The sequence below is a fragment of the Cognatiyoonia sp. IB215182 genome, from assembly GCF_033963905.1.
GTDB lineage: Bacteria > Pseudomonadota > Alphaproteobacteria > Rhodobacterales > Rhodobacteraceae > Yoonia.
Map to the genome: position 1 here is coordinate 25,756 of NZ_JAXBMB010000015.1, position 16,360 is coordinate 42,115.

21 protein-coding genes are annotated in these 16,360 nt (G+C 56.2%); 12 read left to right on the top strand and 9 right to left on the bottom strand.

All coding sequences use genetic code 11. The annotated features are described in order from the left end of the window. The first annotated feature begins 3 nt into the window (after positions 1-3). The 12 genes from sctJ (at position 4) to SLH47_RS22485 (ending at position 9,886) form a co-directional block, all read left to right on the top strand. Positions 4-801 carry a type III secretion system inner membrane ring lipoprotein SctJ gene (sctJ, locus tag SLH47_RS22430; protein WP_320242851.1) on the top strand — a complete coding sequence of 266 codons (798 nt, stop codon included), beginning with the start codon at positions 4-6 and terminating at the stop codon, positions 799-801. Then, positions 798-1,481: a SctK family type III secretion system sorting platform protein gene (locus SLH47_RS22435; RefSeq protein ID WP_320242853.1), complete on the top strand. Its 684-nt coding sequence runs from the start codon at positions 798-800 to the stop codon at positions 1,479-1,481. Before sctJ ends, SLH47_RS22435 begins: the two co-directional genes overlap by 4 nt. Beyond that, entirely contained in the window at positions 1,481-2,137 is a 657-nt protein-coding gene (gene sctL / locus SLH47_RS22440; protein WP_320242854.1) for a type III secretion system stator protein SctL, read from the top strand. Before SLH47_RS22435 ends, sctL begins: the two co-directional genes overlap by 1 nt. After that, positions 2,130-3,515, top strand: a complete 1,386-nt coding sequence (gene sctN / locus SLH47_RS22445) for a type III secretion system ATPase SctN (protein ID WP_320242856.1) — start codon at positions 2,130-2,132, stop codon at positions 3,513-3,515. The genes sctL and sctN overlap by 8 nt, the downstream gene beginning before the upstream one ends. Further along, positions 3,512-3,991, top strand: a complete 480-nt coding sequence (gene sctO, locus SLH47_RS22450; RefSeq protein WP_320242857.1) for a type III secretion system stalk subunit SctO — start codon at positions 3,512-3,514, stop codon at positions 3,989-3,991. Before sctN ends, sctO begins: the two co-directional genes overlap by 4 nt. Beyond that, positions 3,988-4,725, top strand: coding sequence for a hypothetical protein (locus SLH47_RS22455; protein WP_320242858.1), 738 nt, complete (start codon positions 3,988-3,990; stop codon positions 4,723-4,725). The genes sctO and SLH47_RS22455 overlap by 4 nt, the downstream gene beginning before the upstream one ends. Next, complete coding sequence (locus SLH47_RS22460) at positions 4,722-5,798, top strand: FliM/FliN family flagellar motor switch protein (protein ID WP_320242859.1); 1,077 nt, start codon at positions 4,722-4,724, stop codon at positions 5,796-5,798. The genes SLH47_RS22455 and SLH47_RS22460 overlap by 4 nt, the downstream gene beginning before the upstream one ends. A 12-nt stretch (positions 5,799-5,810) precedes the next feature. After that, positions 5,811-6,449, top strand: coding sequence for a type III secretion system export apparatus subunit SctR (gene sctR, locus SLH47_RS22465; protein ID WP_320242860.1), 639 nt, complete (start codon positions 5,811-5,813; stop codon positions 6,447-6,449). Positions 6,450-6,460: 11 nt separating this feature from the next. Continuing rightward, positions 6,461-6,730: a type III secretion system export apparatus subunit SctS gene (gene sctS / locus SLH47_RS22470; RefSeq protein WP_320242862.1), complete on the top strand. Its 270-nt coding sequence runs from the start codon at positions 6,461-6,463 to the stop codon at positions 6,728-6,730. Positions 6,731-6,734: 4 nt separating this feature from the next. Then, entirely contained in the window at positions 6,735-7,565 is an 831-nt protein-coding gene (gene sctT, locus SLH47_RS22475) for a type III secretion system export apparatus subunit SctT (protein ID WP_320242864.1), read from the top strand. Then, positions 7,562-8,728, top strand: a complete 1,167-nt coding sequence (gene sctU, locus SLH47_RS22480; protein WP_320242867.1) for a type III secretion system export apparatus subunit SctU — start codon at positions 7,562-7,564, stop codon at positions 8,726-8,728. The genes sctT and sctU overlap by 4 nt, the downstream gene beginning before the upstream one ends. A gap of 102 nt (positions 8,729-8,830) precedes the next feature. Beyond that, entirely contained in the window at positions 8,831-9,886 is a 1,056-nt protein-coding gene (locus tag SLH47_RS22485; RefSeq protein WP_320242869.1) for a hypothetical protein, read from the top strand. Between the two features lie 212 nt (positions 9,887-10,098). Here the strand turns inward: SLH47_RS22485 and SLH47_RS22490 are convergent, their stop codons facing one another. From SLH47_RS22490 to sctE, 9 genes are all read right to left on the bottom strand, one after another. Further along, positions 10,099-10,365 carry a hypothetical protein gene (locus SLH47_RS22490; protein WP_320242870.1) on the bottom strand — a complete coding sequence of 89 codons (267 nt, stop codon included), beginning with the start codon at positions 10,363-10,365 and terminating at the stop codon, positions 10,099-10,101. 6 nt (positions 10,366-10,371) lie between these two features. Then, complete coding sequence (locus SLH47_RS22495) at positions 10,372-10,857, bottom strand: type III secretion system chaperone (protein ID WP_320242872.1); 486 nt, start codon at positions 10,855-10,857, stop codon at positions 10,372-10,374. A 33-nt stretch (positions 10,858-10,890) separates the two neighbouring features. After that, positions 10,891-11,979 (bottom strand): hypothetical protein, encoded by a 1,089-nt coding sequence (locus tag SLH47_RS22500; protein ID WP_320242874.1) that lies wholly within the window; start codon positions 11,977-11,979, stop codon positions 10,891-10,893. Positions 11,980-12,058: 79 nt separating this feature from the next. Further along, the gene (locus SLH47_RS22505; RefSeq protein ID WP_320242876.1) at positions 12,059-12,820 is read right to left on the bottom strand and encodes a hypothetical protein; all 762 of its coding nucleotides are present in this window, start codon (positions 12,818-12,820) and stop codon (positions 12,059-12,061) included. Further along, positions 12,817-13,371, bottom strand: a complete 555-nt coding sequence (locus tag SLH47_RS22510) for a hypothetical protein (protein ID WP_320242877.1) — start codon at positions 13,369-13,371, stop codon at positions 12,817-12,819. The genes SLH47_RS22505 and SLH47_RS22510 overlap by 4 nt, the downstream gene beginning before the upstream one ends. Further along, positions 13,371-13,880, bottom strand: coding sequence for a hypothetical protein (locus SLH47_RS22515; RefSeq protein WP_320242878.1), 510 nt, complete (start codon positions 13,878-13,880; stop codon positions 13,371-13,373). The genes SLH47_RS22510 and SLH47_RS22515 overlap by 1 nt, the downstream gene beginning before the upstream one ends. An 11-nt stretch (positions 13,881-13,891) precedes the next feature. After that, entirely contained in the window at positions 13,892-14,350 is a 459-nt protein-coding gene (locus tag SLH47_RS22520; protein ID WP_320242879.1) for a type III secretion system chaperone, read from the bottom strand. A gap of 39 nt (positions 14,351-14,389) precedes the next feature. Continuing rightward, positions 14,390-15,205 (bottom strand): hypothetical protein, encoded by an 816-nt coding sequence (locus SLH47_RS22525; protein ID WP_320242881.1) that lies wholly within the window; start codon positions 15,203-15,205, stop codon positions 14,390-14,392. 14 nt (positions 15,206-15,219) lie between these two features. After that, positions 15,220-16,356 carry a type III secretion system translocon subunit SctE gene (gene sctE / locus SLH47_RS22530; RefSeq protein ID WP_320242884.1) on the bottom strand — a complete coding sequence of 379 codons (1,137 nt, stop codon included), beginning with the start codon at positions 16,354-16,356 and terminating at the stop codon, positions 15,220-15,222. Positions 16,357-16,360: the final 4 nt, after the last annotated feature.

Consider the following 16,360-nt stretch of genomic DNA (forward strand, 5'->3'; position numbering starts at 1 on the left):
CATATGTGGCGCATTTTTCTTATTCTTTGTTTTTGTCTTTTGTCAGCTTGCAAGACTGACCTTTATCGCAACCTTTCCGAACGCGAAGCGAACGAGATGCTGGCCGTTTTGATGTCCAACAACATCGAAGCGACGAAAGAGTATCTGGGTGATGCAGGCGTGACGCTGCAGGTGGAAGAGGCTGATCTTCCGCGTGCTATCGATATACTCAAGCAGAATGGTTTTCCCAGGGAAAGCCGCGAATCCATGGGCACCGTTTTTGAACGAAACGGTATCATGTCCTCGCCTTTTGAAGAGCGTGTCCGCTTTGTCTACGCATTGGGCGAAGAGGTCTCGCGCACGCTAAGCGAGATCGACGGCGTACTCACCGCGCGTGTTCATATCGTGCTGCCGGATGAGCCGGATTTCGGTGAGCAACTGACCCCGTCTTCTGCGGCGGTCTTTATCAAGCACCGCGTGGGTGTGGACCTTGATTTTGCGACACCGCAGATCCGGCGGCTGGTCAGCAGCTCAATCGAAGGCGTGACCTATGATGATGTGACCGTGCTGTTGGTCGAGGCTGAGCGTCCAACCGTGACAGCGCGGCCCGAAGCAGCGCCGCCAGTGGTTGAGATTGTGCCCGGACTGGGCATTCGTGCGGCGGATGCGCAGATGTTCAGATGGGGCGTTGGCGGAGCCGCCGCATTGCTGGTGTTGTTGGCGCTGACGAACATCTTCACGCTTTTCGGTTTTGCCAAGGCACGCAAGGCCAGCAAAGAGGCAGAGCTGGCACTGCAAGACCAGTCGGCGGTGGCGGAATGAGAGCGGCCAACGACACCCTGTCGCCGACTGTGGCACTCGCCGCCGTTCTTGCGACACCGGTCCGGTTTTTTCATCCCGACCATCTTGCGCCGGTCACGCGTGGGTTGCCGCAGGCGCAATTGGCGCAGTTCTGTCAGGTCCCCGAATTTGCCGCGCGCTTGAACGCGACAATTGCCCAAAGCATCGGCACTGCCGGGCTGCAACTGCAAGAGAACACGATCAAGCGTATGTCGCGAGATGAAATGATGCGGCCAGCGTTGAGGCTCCTGACCGCACCATACAACGTCATCGAGGCGCTCTTGCGCCAATTCACCGCTGTCCGGCTGCAACTCGCCATTCGCAATTGCGTGTTGAAAGCCGACAGGCAGCGGGTGCGGTCGGTGTTGGGCGATGCCGCCTGTAATACCGCATTGCGTGAGGCGCCTTTCTTTTATGCGAATATCGCAGACAACGCGGCCAGACTGCCAGTCGCTGACGATGCAGAAATGCCAGCCGTTTTGGAAGCCGGTGCCGCGATGATGCACAGCTACATTGCCAGCATCGATGCAGGCCTTGCGCAGGTCTTCGCATGGCGCCTGCCAAAGGCCTATTTGGCGGAGCCCATCGCGCTGGAACCTGCCCAGCTGAAGACATGCGCGCGGTTATTGGCCAGCAAGGGATCAGACGGGGTGGGCGCGTGATGGATGTTTACAACTTCCATGAGCTTGGCTTCCGACTGCCGCAGGGTGGTGGCGTCATCAAGGCACCCAAAGCCGATGAACTTGGCGCGGCGCATGACATTGTGACCAGCGCCAAGACAAAGGCCGCGCAGATTATCGAAGACGCCAAAGCGCATTTCGAAAGCGAGCGGCAGCGCGGGTTTTCCGAAGGGCAGGATGCTGCCAAAGTCGCGGCGCTGGAACGTCTACTACAGGAACGGGCAACGCTGGATGCCTCCCTTGCCGAGATAGAGCACAGCCTTGCGCGGCTAGTGCTCGCCGCTGTCCGCAAGATCATTCACGACTTCAGCGATGTCGCGCTTGCAGAGGCCCTGGTCCATAGCGGGCTTAGCAAGGTCAGACGCGAGAAGCGTGTTCAGGTTCACGTACCCGACGCGCTGACGGATGAGATGAAGGCCCGTATCGATAGTTTCATTGCCGCGTTTCCGCAGATCGAATTCATGGAGGTCGTCGAAGACCCTGCGCTGACGCCACCCAACATCGTTCTCGAAACCGCCATCGGGCGGATTGACTGCAACCTTGATGACAAGCTGGATGATCTGGCCGCCTCTCTCACTCAGGCGGTGACTGACCGTAGTGGCGCGCCCAAATTCTCCGCAGGGGCGGCCGATGAGTAATCTGGCACGCTCAGAAAGCCTCGCGGATGTCGCAGCCGCGCGCCTGAACCGGATCCGGGACCGGATTGGCGGCCTGAGCGGGACTTTGCGCGAAGCCGTTGCGGGGCATGACCTTTACCCAATGAGCGGTCGGGTCACCAAGGTGATTGGTACCATCATTCATGCCGTTGTCAGAGACGTGCAGGTTGGCGAAATTGTCGAACTTTTCACACGCGAGACGAACACACGCCTTCTGGCCGAGGTTGTCGGTTTTCTGGATAATGAGGCCTTGCTGTCCCCCATTGGCGAAACCCACGGTGTGGCCCCCAAGACCGAAGTCTACCCAACCGGCCGGGTGCAACGTGTGCCTGTTGGAGAAGGGTTGCGCGGTCGCGTTCTGGACGGTCTGGGCAACTTCATCGATGGTCTCGACACCCCCTTTGTGGCCGAGACGACATACCCCGTCTATCAGGACCCGCCCGACCCCATGACACGCCAGATCATCGCGACGCCACTTCCGACTGGCGTGCGCGCAATTGATGGTCTGCTGACGGTTGGCGAAGGGCAACGCATGGGGATCTTCGCCGCGGCGGGCGGCGGGAAATCAACCCTGCTGTCGATGCTCGTCAAAGGCGCGGCTGTCGATATCACCGTACTTGCCCTGATTGGTGAACGTGGGCGCGAAGTCCGCGAATTCATCGAACATGATCTTGGACCTGAGGGGATGAAGAACACCGTCGTGGTCGTCGCGACGTCGGACAAAAGCGCGATGGAGCGGGCAAAAGCAGCCTTCGTTGCGACCTCCATCGCCGAGTACTTTCGCGATCAGGGGAAGAAGGTCCTCTTTTTGATGGATTCGGTGACCCGCTTTGCCCGCGCGCAGCGTGAAATCGGCCTCGCTGCTGGCGAGCCACCCACGCGGCGCGGCTTCCCGCCTTCGGTCTTTGCCAATCTGCCAAAACTGATGGAGCGGGTGGGCATGAACGACAAGGGCTCAATTACCGCGATGTACACCGTCCTCGTCGAGGGCGACGACATGAACGAGCCGGTGGCTGATGAAACCCGGTCAATCCTCGATGGACATATCGTGCTGTCACGCAAATTGGCCAGCGCCCATCATTATCCGGCGATTGACATTCTCACTTCGAAAAGCCGGGTGATGAACATCGTCGCGGGTGATGCGCAAAAGGATGCGGCGGGCGAGGTCAACGCGCTTTTGGCCGCGTATCAGGATGTCGAACTTCTGGTGAAGATCGGCGAATATACACGCGGGTCCGACCCACAATCTGACAGGGCCATCGATAAAAACGCGGACATCAATGCGTTTTTGCGCCAGCGCACTGATGAATTCGACGACTTTGACGATGTGGTCGCCAAATTGCTGCAGGTGGCAGCATGACCCTGCAAATCGATACACTCTGCCGGGTCAAGGAACTGCATGAGCAGAACCGGCTGCGCGCCCTGCGGGCCAAACGAGCAGCCGCTGAAGCTGCAGCAAAAGAAGAAGCGACGCAGCGTCGGATCGTTACCGAAAGCCGCGACGCCCTGCCCGGCAAAGAGGCGGCGCTTTATGATGCGATCATGCGCATCACTGTCTCGGTCGGTGACATTGATGAGACCAAGGCGAAGGTTCTGAAGGCACAGGAAGACCATCAAAAACTGGAGGATGAGGCGGAGCGTCTGACTCAGATCCGCCTGCGGCGCGAACAAGAGCGTGATGAAGCCCGCGCGCAGTACCAAATAGCACAGCGCGACACCGAGAAGTTCGTGACGATCCAGGCAGAATACGCGGCGGAGCAGGCCCGCGCCATCGAGGCGCAGGAAGACGCCGAGATTGAGGATTTGTTCACAAAGGGACGGGGGATCGTCACATGACCACAGTGAATGGCCAGCCACAGCAGCCCCCCGTGGTGCCACCCAAGGACAAACAGATTGAGACGAAGGCTGGCGAGTTCCTCAACAGCGGCACGACCCGTCATCAGCGTGAGACCCAGCAGCATAGTGCGGGGGGTCAATTACGGTCCAATTCATCCGTGATGGTCAGCCAAAATGCGTTTGAACAGCTTCTGGAGATGCCAAAAGACCACCATCAGCCCGACGATACGGCGGACGATACACCTGACAAGGAAGGCCAGGACGACATGGCGCAAGTCCTGATCACGCTGTCGCCGGACAAGGCTGTCAGCAAGGCGGAGCCAACGCTGCAACCGGCGCAGAGCGTCATGCAAGACGTCAAGGTTGATGAGATCGCCAAACTGATGTCGCGTCAGATGGATGCGGCCCTGCGCTCTGGCCCGGTGGTGACGCAGTATCCCGTCTCCTTGGCCATCCCGCTTGATGCGACAACCGGTCTGAAAGAGGTGCAGGTCGTCATGAACGACGGTGTGCTTGCCGTTACGCTGACCCGCAGCGCCGATCAGGCGATGCACGATATCAAGCAGGCGGCCCTGAACCTCGCCCAGATTTTGCAAAGCCGGTACCCCGCAAAGACGATCAAGATATCGGAAAAAGTGGATGGGGAAGTCGATGGGGTCGACGCTGCTGCGCAGGGCGAGATGAAGCCGCAGCCCCGCATCTCGGATCTTTTCTTGTCTGACCGAGACCCATGACAGTGCAATCGTGGATCCCCCCGAATGGTGGCATTGACCCGCAGGATTTGCCGCTTTGGAATATGGCGATCAGCCATATGGAGGCACCTATTGCCTTGGGCGCGTCTGGTCTGAGTTTGCGCCTGAGCCCGATTGCAGCCCCGCACCTGACCGGGCCGCTTCACGCGTTCCAAAATGCGGATGGGCGGATGCTTTATGCGCATATCGACGCATTTCCATGTGCCGACCTTCTGGGCATCGATTTTGATCTCGCGACTGCTGACGACCTTCCCCCTGTCTTGGCCGCGTCACTACAGGCAGGCTCAGCGGAGTTCATTCTCAATGCGCTCCCATCCGAAAGCGTGGGCGATCTGCGCTATGGCAACATTGTTGACGGTGCCGAGACGCAGGCCCTGCTGGAGCGGGGTGATCTGAAATGGTTTGCCGCGGCGATTGATGGATTGGCGGCGACAATCTTCGTGTCAATTGCCGCCACCGCGACTGATATCTGCGCGTATCTGCAGGGCCGCTTGCACCATTCCAGGTCAGTCCTGACCAGCCTGCGCGAGACGCTGGATGTTCCGGTACAGCGTTTCCTGGGGTCTGCCACATTGGCCCTAGCCGAGGTGCAAACGCTGGAGGTTGGCGACTTTGTCGTGCTGGAACAGGCTGCACAGGACGATCTGGCCCTGCGTTGCAAGGATCGCATTTTTCACTTTGAAACAGCCGAGGCAGGGTGGCTTTGCACCGCAATCCGCCCTGCCCAAGATGTAGGACATCAGCCCGCCATGGAAGAGACTTCGACAGACCCGCTTGAGCCCACAGAGACTGCAACCCCCGAAGAGACATTGCCCGAGATGTCCGCGCTGGTTTCGACCTTGGTAACCTTTGAATGCGGGCAGGCGCAAATGACCCTGGCCGAGCTGGAAAGCCTGCAAACCGGGGCCGTTGTGCCGCTGCCCGATCAGCTGACCAAAGGCGGTTTGCAGGTGACGATGCGGGCGGGTGGCCAGCCCATAGCGACAGGCGACATCGTGCAGATCGATGACCGGATCGCCGTGCGCATCAACCGCCTTTTGGCGCAAAGCGGGTGATGGGCCAAGGCGATGGATCCGCTTAATCTTATCCTTGTTCTGGCAGGGGCGGCGATTGTGCCGTTCCTTGCGGTGGTCGCCACGTCTTTCATCAAGATCGCCGTCGTGCTGATGTTGGTGCGTAACGCGTTGGGTGTGCAGCAAATTCCACCCAATATGGCCATCAATGCGCTGGCCATCATTCTGACCGGCTACATCATGGCGCCAGTGGCCGTTGCCACCTACGACATCATGATCGCCGGGAGTTTTGATTTCAGCAATGTCGCCGGGTTCCAGGAAGCATTCAACGCGGGCAGGGGGCCATTGGTGGAGTTTCTGGATCGCCATGCCGATGATTTGGAGCGCAACTTTTTCCTTGGTGCCACGCAAGAGCTTTGGCCACAGGAGATGCAGGAGCGGGTGGACGAAAACTCGCTTGTCATCCTTCTGCCCGCTTTCACGATCTCGCAATTGCGCGAAGCGTTCGAGATCGGATTTCTCTTGTATCTGCCATTTGTTGCCATTGACCTGATCGTCTCGAACATCCTCTTGGCCATGGGCATGATGATGGTTTCACCTCTGACGATCTCGCTGCCGTTCAAGCTGTTTCTTTTCGTGATGGTTGATGGGTGGTCGCGGCTGATCCTTGGATTGGTGCAGACCTATGTGTGAAAGGATATGCCATGTCACCAAGTGACGCCCTGCATGCGCTGACTGAAGCGATGCTTTTGGTCATGATCCTGTCGATGCCGACGATTATCGTCGCTTCTGTCGTGGGTGTTGTGGTCAGCCTTTTACAGGCCCTGACCCAAGTGCAGGAACAAACGCTGCCCTTTGCGATCAAGCTGCTGGCGGTTGCCATCACAATTGCCGCGACGGCCGGTTTCCTGGGGGCCGAAATGCTGCAATTCACGATGACATTGTTCACGACCTTCCCAGAGCTGACGCGCTAGTCCGATGGACATCCTGATCGGCCTCTATCAGCAGTTTGAGATCTACCTGCTGGCGCTGCTGATCTCGATCCCGCGAATCTACGGGTTTCTGACAACTGCCCCGATCCTCAGCCCCGGAGTCGTGCCACGCATGGCGCGCAATGCCGCCATCTTGATCATGTGCCTGCCGATTGTTCCGGTGAACCTCGCAAATGCAGATGGTATTGATCGCACCTTGGGCACCATCGCCTATTTCTTTGCCAAGGAATTCGCGATTGGCTTTGTCTTTGGCTATATGGTGGGCTGGATCTTCTGGATGATCACAGCCGTTGGTGACCTGATCGATAACCAACGGGGTGCGGCAATCGCGGCGAGTATCGATCCGCTGCAAGGGACCGAAACATCGCCCTTGGGTATCCTTTTTTCACAGGCCTTTACGACCTACTTTTTCTCAATCGGTGGGATGCTGGTCATCCTGAACCTGCTTTACACCAGTTACGCCTTGTGGCCCGTCACCGAAGCATTGCCCATTCTGTCGCCGGATTTCCCGGTACTTATCCTGGGCATCTTCGATCATGCGATGCGCGCGATGTTTGTTCTGGCCGCACCTGTTGTCGCGATCATGTTCCTGTCCGAATTCGCGCTTGCCATGGTCAGCCGCTTTGCCCCGCAAATCCAGGTTTTCATCCTAGCGATGCCCATCAAAAGCGGGGTCGCGATTGCGATCCTTGTGTTCTATTGCAGCCTGCTTTTTCCTTATGCGACGGACCAGGCTTCGTTCTTTGATGTCTGGACCGTGCAGCTTTATGACATCTTGGAGATCGGTCGGACGGTCCGGGAAGGGGCTGCGCCATGAGTAACAACCAAACCGGCGAAAAGACCGAGCAGCCAACCCCAAAAAAAGAGCGTGACGCCCGCCAGAAAGGGCAGGTGGCCCGCAGTCAGGAAGTTGTCACAACCGTCTCGCTGATGTCGGCAATTGCCTATCTTTGGCTGACCTGGGATCTGAACTTTAACCGTCTGGTGGCCGCAATGGACCAGATCGTGACGCTTTACGATGTTGATTTTCAGACAGCCGCTTTCCTTGGCGTGTCCATTCTTTTTGAAGAAAGCGTGCGGATTCTGCTGCCGCTTCTGGGCATTGTCATCGTGGCCGACATCTTTGCGAACTATCTGCAGTTTGGCACGATCTTTGCCGGCGAAAACGTCAAGATGAAGCTCGAAAATATCAGCCTGATCAAGGGGTTCGGGCGGATATTCTCGCTCAAGCAATTGTTTGAAGTCTTTAAATCGATCCTCAAGATCGTGTTTTTGTCGGTCCTGTTGTTCCTTGTCGTCCGCGACGCGCTCGGGCCTTACATGAACTCTGTACCTTGCGGGATGTCGTGCATAGTTGAGGTGTCCGGCCAGATCATGGCGCAAACGCTGCTGTGGTCCGCGCTGGCCTTTGTGATTGTCGCCGTCCTCGATTTCATCTTTCAGCGCAAACAGCACACCAAAAGCCTGATGATGACGAAAGAGGAAGTAAAACGAGAATTTAAGGAAAGCGAAGGCGACCCGATCATCAAGGGCCAGCGCAAGCAATTGGCGCAGGAACTGGTGATGAGCGATGGGGCAGAGCGGGCGAAGAAATCGACGGCTCTTGTCATCAACCCCACGCATTTCGCGGTCGCGATCAAGTATGATGCCGCCGTTCATCCGCTGCCCATCGTCGTTGCAAAAGGGCGCAACCTTTATGCCCATCATCTACGGGCCCAGGCCGAGGCTGGCGGCGTTCCTATCTTCCGGAACGTGCCCCTGACCCGGGCTTTGTTTGCCGACACCGATGTTGACGAATATGTGCCCGATGAGCTGTTCGATGTGGTCGCGGAAATCCTGATCTGGGTGTCGCGCAACAAGGCGAGCCTTTATCACGGGCCGCTGGACCATGGGGTGATCGACATGGAAATGGGCGATCACCGTGTGGAGAAGACAAAGCAGGAATCAGGGCAAAAAGGGTTCAGCTTTAAGCAGCAATAGCCACGTATCCTTTGTCGATAACAACGCATATTATGCTGCGTTTTCAACGCATTTTGCAACGATTTCCGCGACAACCCTGTGCTAAATGGAACATCGCGTGCCATGGCCACCGGTATGACTCCTTTATTGGAAAAAGAAAGGAACATGACCATGAGCGATCCATCAGCAGGTGCAGGAAGCAGAATGGGATTTCCTACTGTGTCAACACTCGAAATGGACCAGCGGAATAGTGATATATTCCAGGAGCAAAAAGGCAAGTTAGGAGATAGGATCTTCGAAGCGAACGAGCGCGCACCGTCGCCACCACCAAAGAAGTCACTGTCTTCTGATCTTAAGTCTTTGAAAGCGTCGAATTTCAACGAATTTCGCCGTTCCTCGGATCAGGCAGAGCGCGCAACTCTTCAAGAACTGCGTGACACTCAGCCCGAAGTGAATACCGCGTCACGGCGATACAAGGACTACATCCCAAACTTCGAATTGTGCGTAAGCCATATGCAGTCAAAAGATGCCAGGTTGACCCGTCAGGACGCCGAAGACGTTGTCTTTCAGATCATCGAAAAGCATGTCGCGGCTGGGTATAAGCCGCTCGAAGCCGGTGTGATGCTCAACCGGATGATCGAAAAAGACAAGCTGGAGATGGCAAAGCTGCCAACAACGCCAACTGAGAAGCCGCTTTCGTTAGATGATGGGTTGTCTGGTTCTGCGCATGATGATTTTGGAGTGCGAAATAGCCAGCCAAGGCTGTCCGTGGACAGCAATGCCGCATTTGCCAAGAATGTCGAAGCGCTCGAAATGATGATGGGGTCGCGGCACGTGGACAACAAACAGGACACGGAAGAGGTCAAAGACGGCGACAAAGGCTTCGTCGCAGCCTGGGAAGAAGAAACAGGTTGGACCGCATATGATAGCCTGATGGCGTCAGCCTCGGTGCGCAAGGGACGCGCAAAAGACGCTGTGGAGGCAAGAAAGGCGGACATGAAGACGGCACCGTTTCCCGATGATGATGCCGACGGTTGGAACGAGTTGGATGATGCCTATGCCTCGCTGGAAGTGAGGCTTGAACACTACTTCAACACCGCTGAAGGCAAATCGATGACGAAAAATGAACAGATGGCGCTTGCCAAGAAGCTACACGACAGAGAGACAAACAACGGCTGACAAACGAAACTGCTGAGTGATGCGAGCGCGGTGTTTTTCACCGCGCTCATTCATTTTGCGCTGAAGAAAAAACGAGACCACATTACCAAGGGGCAGCTTGATGACCTGCAAGCAGAGACAATCTGTGTGTCAGTCGTCGTTGGTCAGCAGGACATCAAAGTGATGGGATCATGGGGTGACGGTTGGCATATCATGCCATCACGCGGGCGCAGTCACGCATGCCTGTGAAGCAGTTCGACCAGTTTTTGCGTCAACGGTTGTGGCGACAGTAACTCACGAAAATTAGGCCCCAGGCTTTGCGTTGTGCTGTCAGAGATCGCCATCCGCAATTGCCCGATCTTGCCACGCAGAAGCTCGGTTGTGGTGCTCCCCTTGTCTGGCGCGTGAAATTGCAGCGCATTGCCATCATTGGTGTCTCCAACCCGCCCCATACCGATGTGACTTGTCGTTGGTCCGTTCCCGATTGGTGTGTTTCCCATGATTGACTACGCCTTTATGATTGGTGTGGACGTATCGGCCGCGGCCAGGGAGTTGCGGGCGGCACGCGCGTCGGCGACGTCTTTTGTCAGTGTCGCACTGATCGCCAGCACCTGTTCTGCAAAGGCCGTCACCTTGTCGGCAAACGCAGTGATATCCTGACCATCCAGCGCAATTTGCGCACCAAGCAAGACGACGCCAATCTCACCATCAATTGCGAAATACGCACCGTCGAGGGCAGAGGACGGAAAGTTCTTTTCCAGAAGATGTCGCATCAGCGCGTCATCAGCATCGGGCGTGCCGGCCAGCATGAATTCTTGTAGCGGTGACCAGACCTCTATTTGGCCAGACTGAGCGGAATGGTAAATGATCAGCTCTTGCTGGTCACCAAAAGCGACCAAAGCGGTTCCGCTGTGATCGAATGCGAGGCGTGCGATCCCCACCTTCTTGGCAAATGCAGCCAGCGCAATATCTGCCTGTTCTTTCGTCACCATTTTTACTCTCTCTCTGGATCGACCCGAGCGCGCCTAGACAGGGATCTGCAGTCGTTGGCTTTTGTTGTTGCCGAAGGCGGTGGAATCCAGATCAAGCTGTACAAGACTGGATTGCTGAAAGAAGACACCGAGCGATTCAAAGAAGCTGCCGACAAGGCCAAAACTCAGCGCGATGGCCTCTTCGATCTCACGGTCTCCGATACGGGTATCGTCGATGACAGTTTCCAGCCCGAGATCTTCGAGATCGAGTTCAAAGATTTCTTGCATACTGGGCAGAATGTCCTCGAGGATGACGTCATTTGTCTCGGCCGTTGTCTGATCCTGCGTCTCATCCACCGCGATATTGACGCCATCGCTGGCCGCGATCAGCCGTTCCAACGTGGCCGTGATGAATGTCACAAGCGCGTTCTGTGCTGCAATCGCGTCTTCGCGCGCTTCGATCTCGGCAGTCAGTTGTGTGTTTTCCGCGCGGAGCTGGCCTTGCTGCTCCTCCAACGCATCCAAAGCATCATTCAACTGACCAATTTCGGCTGTCACAACGCGCAGCTGTTCCCGAAGGCTTGCAATCTGGGCTGCGATCACATCGGTTTGCGGTTCGATCTCTTCCAGTTCGTTGATCTGTTCGCGCAGGTCTTGCTGCCTTTCTTGCAGCACATCAATCTCTTCTGCCGATTCCTCGATCTGATCGCTGAGCGTGGCAAGCGCCTCGTTATTCGACGCAATCTGTTCACGTGCAGCGGCATTTGCATCCTGGAGCGCGGCGAGTCGATCTTGAAACGCAGCAAGAATGCTGACCTGCAGCGCTGCCGCGGCGCTTAGGGCCGTCGCTTGTGCGCTGTCACTCTCATCCACAAGTCGTTCAGCGGTCAGAAAAGCTTGCGCGACCAGAACCTCACTATCGCCCTGATTGCTTGGCTTCAGTAAGCCAAGCGCATCAAGGGTTGTTTTGGGCAGAATGAAATTCTGCAATAGGCCGCTTGTGTTTCCTGCCGTTGGGGTAGCACTCGAAATGCCTTGTTGCGTTGTTGAAAGTGGCGCGTTCGTCCTTGTCTCTGGGATGTCGGTGGGAATGGATGTGGGCCCAAAGACCGGCGGTATGCTATTTGGATCGACAGGGTTCATTCTACACCTTCATATCTTGCCCCACATCACCAATACCTTCGCGCGGATGGCCGTGGTGTGCTGTAAAGTACTGTGTCGGCTAAATCTGTATTGTCCGGCGCTTTTTTGTCGTGAAACCCGACACTTGCATGTCATCAGCCGACAATGCCGGGTCGGCCAGTTCGCGGCGCAGGGTTGCCAGAACGTATGTCATGACGCTCACGAGTGCCCCCAGGCGCTCAAAAAATCTCAGTCGTTCGGATGCGCTTTTGAACGCGGCCGCCGCTTGCGTCAGCAAGTCCTTGTCGAGGCCCTTTTCCGTCAGGTAGGTGATTACCTCGGCCTCGTCCGTTTGGCTTTGTTCTGCTCCGCCCGAAGTTCGGACATAGGGGGGCCAGTAGCGTGCTGGGATGTATGATGCGTTGTAAATCGACAAATCCGCGTTTCCCGCTTCGTCGACCTGACCATAAGGAATGACCGAACCTGGTAATGGCTCCGCCCGCAGCAATGTGTGATCCGCTGCAACTGGAACGAGAGCTGCCATCGCCGCCCCGAATGCGTTTGCGTCGGCTGAAAGGTGGTTTAACGCTTCGGCCAATTGTTGATGGGGTGCGAGATGGGTTTGTTCAGTGCGCGCCGTTGCGGACGGCGGGATAAGGCTCTCCGCAAAAATGTCGCGCGTGCCCGGTTCGTGCAACTCAATCAGCATCTGTAGAATGCTGTTGACAGAGTCCTCGACCTCACCGTCACTTGGCCGCTGAATTTCATTGGCATCAATGGCGCGCTCAGTGTTCAGACGATGCCGCATCAGCATCGCATCAAACCACCGCGCGATCACGCCTTCGGGTTCAATCTCGGTCACGTGATATCGGCCTGGCGCATCTCAAGTGCGGTTTTCAGCTTCAGAAATGTCTTTGTGATGTTGTCATGTTCCGCGCCGTCGCGCCTCGCCTCAAATTGCTTGCAGGCATCGGCGGCGGCATCCCAGTCTTCGCGTCGCATGAAGATGTCAAATCTGTGGAAATGCGGAATGGCATGTGAAGGGTCGATTGCTGCGGCCTGATCGAAGATACGTAGTGCGGCGTCATCACCCCTTATGCGGTAGCAAATTCCCAATCCAAGCCAGAAGTCGATACGCGACCGGTCAAGCGCGCATAGACTGCGAAAGATCTCTTCTGCACGCCGGTACTGCCCGATCATGAAATGCTGATGTGCCCGGCCATAGAGCGCTTCGATCGACGCATCGGTAATCCCAAGTGCTGACTTGAACGATCCTGTGGCGAGAAACGACTGAAAGATGCTGTCCCCGTCAATTCCGAATTTCGCAGTGCATGCGGCAAAGACTTGCGCCGCAGCTTTCGCCGCATCAGGGCTAAGGTGCGAAACGGCATTTTGGTGATCAGCCTCGGCCATCAGGCAAGGCTGGTCGTCAGATATGTGTTCAGCTTTTGCGACGCATCATAAAAGGCGCGATGCGGTGAGCTTTCAGCAAAGCGTAGGGCGTCGGTGATGTCTTCTTTTGCCTCGTCATGGTAGCCCAGGCCCAGACATGCCGCAGCCGAGAAATAATAGCCCCGACAATCAGTTGGGTCGAGGGCGATGATCGATGACGCGGCCTGCAGAGCGACATCGTATTCCTTCAACTGTAAGGCGCAATTGGCCAGACCGCATTGCAGATCGACATCCCAAGGCCGACACAGGACCAGCATTGCGTAATCCGGAAATGCCTTTTCCGCCTTGCCGGCGGTCAGCTTTGTATTCGCCATTGCCAAAGCGAGATTGCGTTCAGGGTCACCGATGCCCAGCTCTTTCGCCAAGGCGCCGTTCATCAGAAGATTGCCTAGGTTTTGTTGGCTTTCAGTCAGCTTAGGGATTTCGGCTCTTTGCATATCTGGCTTTGCCTTTGGGCGGGGCATGTTCATGAAGGGGGCCCCTATGGTTGGAAAATCATGATGTCATCTGCAGCTTGCCGCGCGACGGGCCGCAATCGTGGCGCAATGGTTTCGCCCATCTGCCCTTGCAGTGTCTGCGCCGCCGAAACGACATCTGACAAAAGGGATGCAAGCAATGCGACGTCTTCGGATGCATAACGGTAGGTGCCGCTGACGGTGAGCCGGTCGCCCTGCAGGAATACGAGAACGTCATGGGTCGGCAAAAGTGCCAGCCCTAGTCCAAGTATCCTTTGCAGTCTGTCGGCATCACCGGCTGCATCGACGGGCAGTTGGCCGAGTTCCGTGCTGACGACGAGCGCCTGTTCATCATCGGAATTGGCAAGCGTCAACGCTACGTCATCAAAAATAAGCGACGCTGACCCGTCTGACGCAAAGCTGGGCGCGCCAAGATCGGCGCGTTGCCACAATGCCTGAACAGTGTCCCTGAAAACCTGGGTCAAGACGCGTGCCTTTCAGTCGCGATGGTGTTGCGGTTGCGGTCAGCCTTTTGCGAATACGCCCAGCTCTTCCGCCTCGATCTCGCGCAGTTCCTTGATGAATTGGATCATCTGCGTGATGAATTCGTGCAGCGCCTGCTGTTCGGTGGACTCCAGTTCGCCTTCGCTTCTGGTGACTTCGGCGTTTGCCTGTTCCCTGGCTTGGTCCGCTTGGTGGTTCTGCGAAATTGACTGCCCCATCGAATTGGAAAACTGCGATGCACTGCTGCCAAGGCCGCCAATCGCCTGGCCTTTCATGTTCATCTGTTGTGCAGCCATATTACCCGTCTGGGTGTCTGGCGCTTTCATCATTGCCTGTGCGGAAAATTTTGCATAGGCGATCGAAGCAGCTGCGCTGACCATGCCAAGAACCAAACTGGAAATCGCACCCGACATTGTGGCAGTCGCGGCTTTGTCCATTTTGTTCGCGCCTGCTTTCAGTTCGGCTTGTGCTGCGTCACGCGCTAAAAGTCGATCATTCAGAGCCTCCTTGCGCTGCAGTGCGCCAAGCTCAACCATCAAACGCCCCAAAAGACGCGCGGCATCAGACGAGTTCGAGCTGTTCAAGAGCTGTTCGATCTGCTTAAGTTTCTCCTCGATCTCTGGATCGGATACCGGTCTTTCAGATGCCTTGGGGGCCAGATCCGTATTCTTGACAACTGACAGAAACGCCTTGTTCTGCGCATCGGGTACGCCGGTAACGCCAGCTTGTATTCCCGTTGCGACATCAACCGTATTCTTCGTTGATCCGGGCACACCGTCTTTTGCAATTGCAGTCGACGTGTAATCGACATTCGCTTTTTGTGTCGTGATATCCATGATTTTGCGCCCCTTTAGCCAGCAAATTTAGCACGTGCAAATGTATCGCCGCGATCTTTGACCGACGCGACAACCTCATCCAGCATTGCGTGGAATTGTGAAGTGGTCCCGGAGATACGGGTCAGTATTTGATCTATGAAGTCGTTCAACAGTTCGTTGAGCGCCTGAGTTCGCGCGACATCGGCTTGATTTCGGAATGCCTCGGCCTGATCTTGCGATGCCTGGTAGCTGAAGACTGTGGTGGTTGCCGTTGCCACCCCAGACCCCAGCATGGCTAGACTTGATACACCTGTTGATACTTTTTGAATCAGATCCGCCACGCGCGATACGTTACTTGCAGCCGTAAGAGTCACAGTGCCTGTCGTCCCGCCGGCTGCTGCCGCAGCACCTGTGGCACTACCCGCGGCTGCAGAACCTGCGGAGGCGCTACTTGCCGCAAAACCGGCACCCATTGTTACAACTGCCGAAAGAACAATCGCGGTTATGGCAACAATTTTGAACGCCTTGTCCCATTTGGCAGCGTTTCTTTCGATGGCTTCCTCACTGAAGCCCCGCGCCTCCATGAACTTAGTCGCCATAAGGCCAAACATGCCGGTGCCGCCGTTTTTTTCAGCGACAATCTGATCGGCCAGCATCATTCCACTGGCAACCCCACCAACAATCAGAGCGGCCCCAAGTACAGCGCCGACCCCGGTCGCAATCAGTATTGCTCCTACGACAATGGCCAATGCCGCCGCGATACCACCAAAGATCTTGCCAAAAAGACCTGATTTCCTGGCCTTCGCTTCCGCCGCTTTTGCATCGTCAAGGGCTTTTTGCGCGTCCTCGGCAGCGGCACGTTGCTCAGCTGCGTTTTGACGCTTTTGCTCTTCTTTGGCGTTAAGCTCATTTGTGTCGGTTTTCCCGACAATTTCTTTAAGTTGCAGCGTCACCTCGGCGACAAGGATGTCGATCTTGTCACCTGTCAGTGTGGGAAAAAATTTCGACAGGCTCTGTGATACAACTTCGTAACTCTGGCTGATGGGATCTGGTACTGGTCCGGCCGATGCGACGCTTCCGTTACCCACCTTTATGCTGTTTTCATAAACATCCTGTGTTTGCGAAGTAATGTTCTGGACCGCTCCGGTCTCTCTGATGGTCGTATCCGCCATTTTC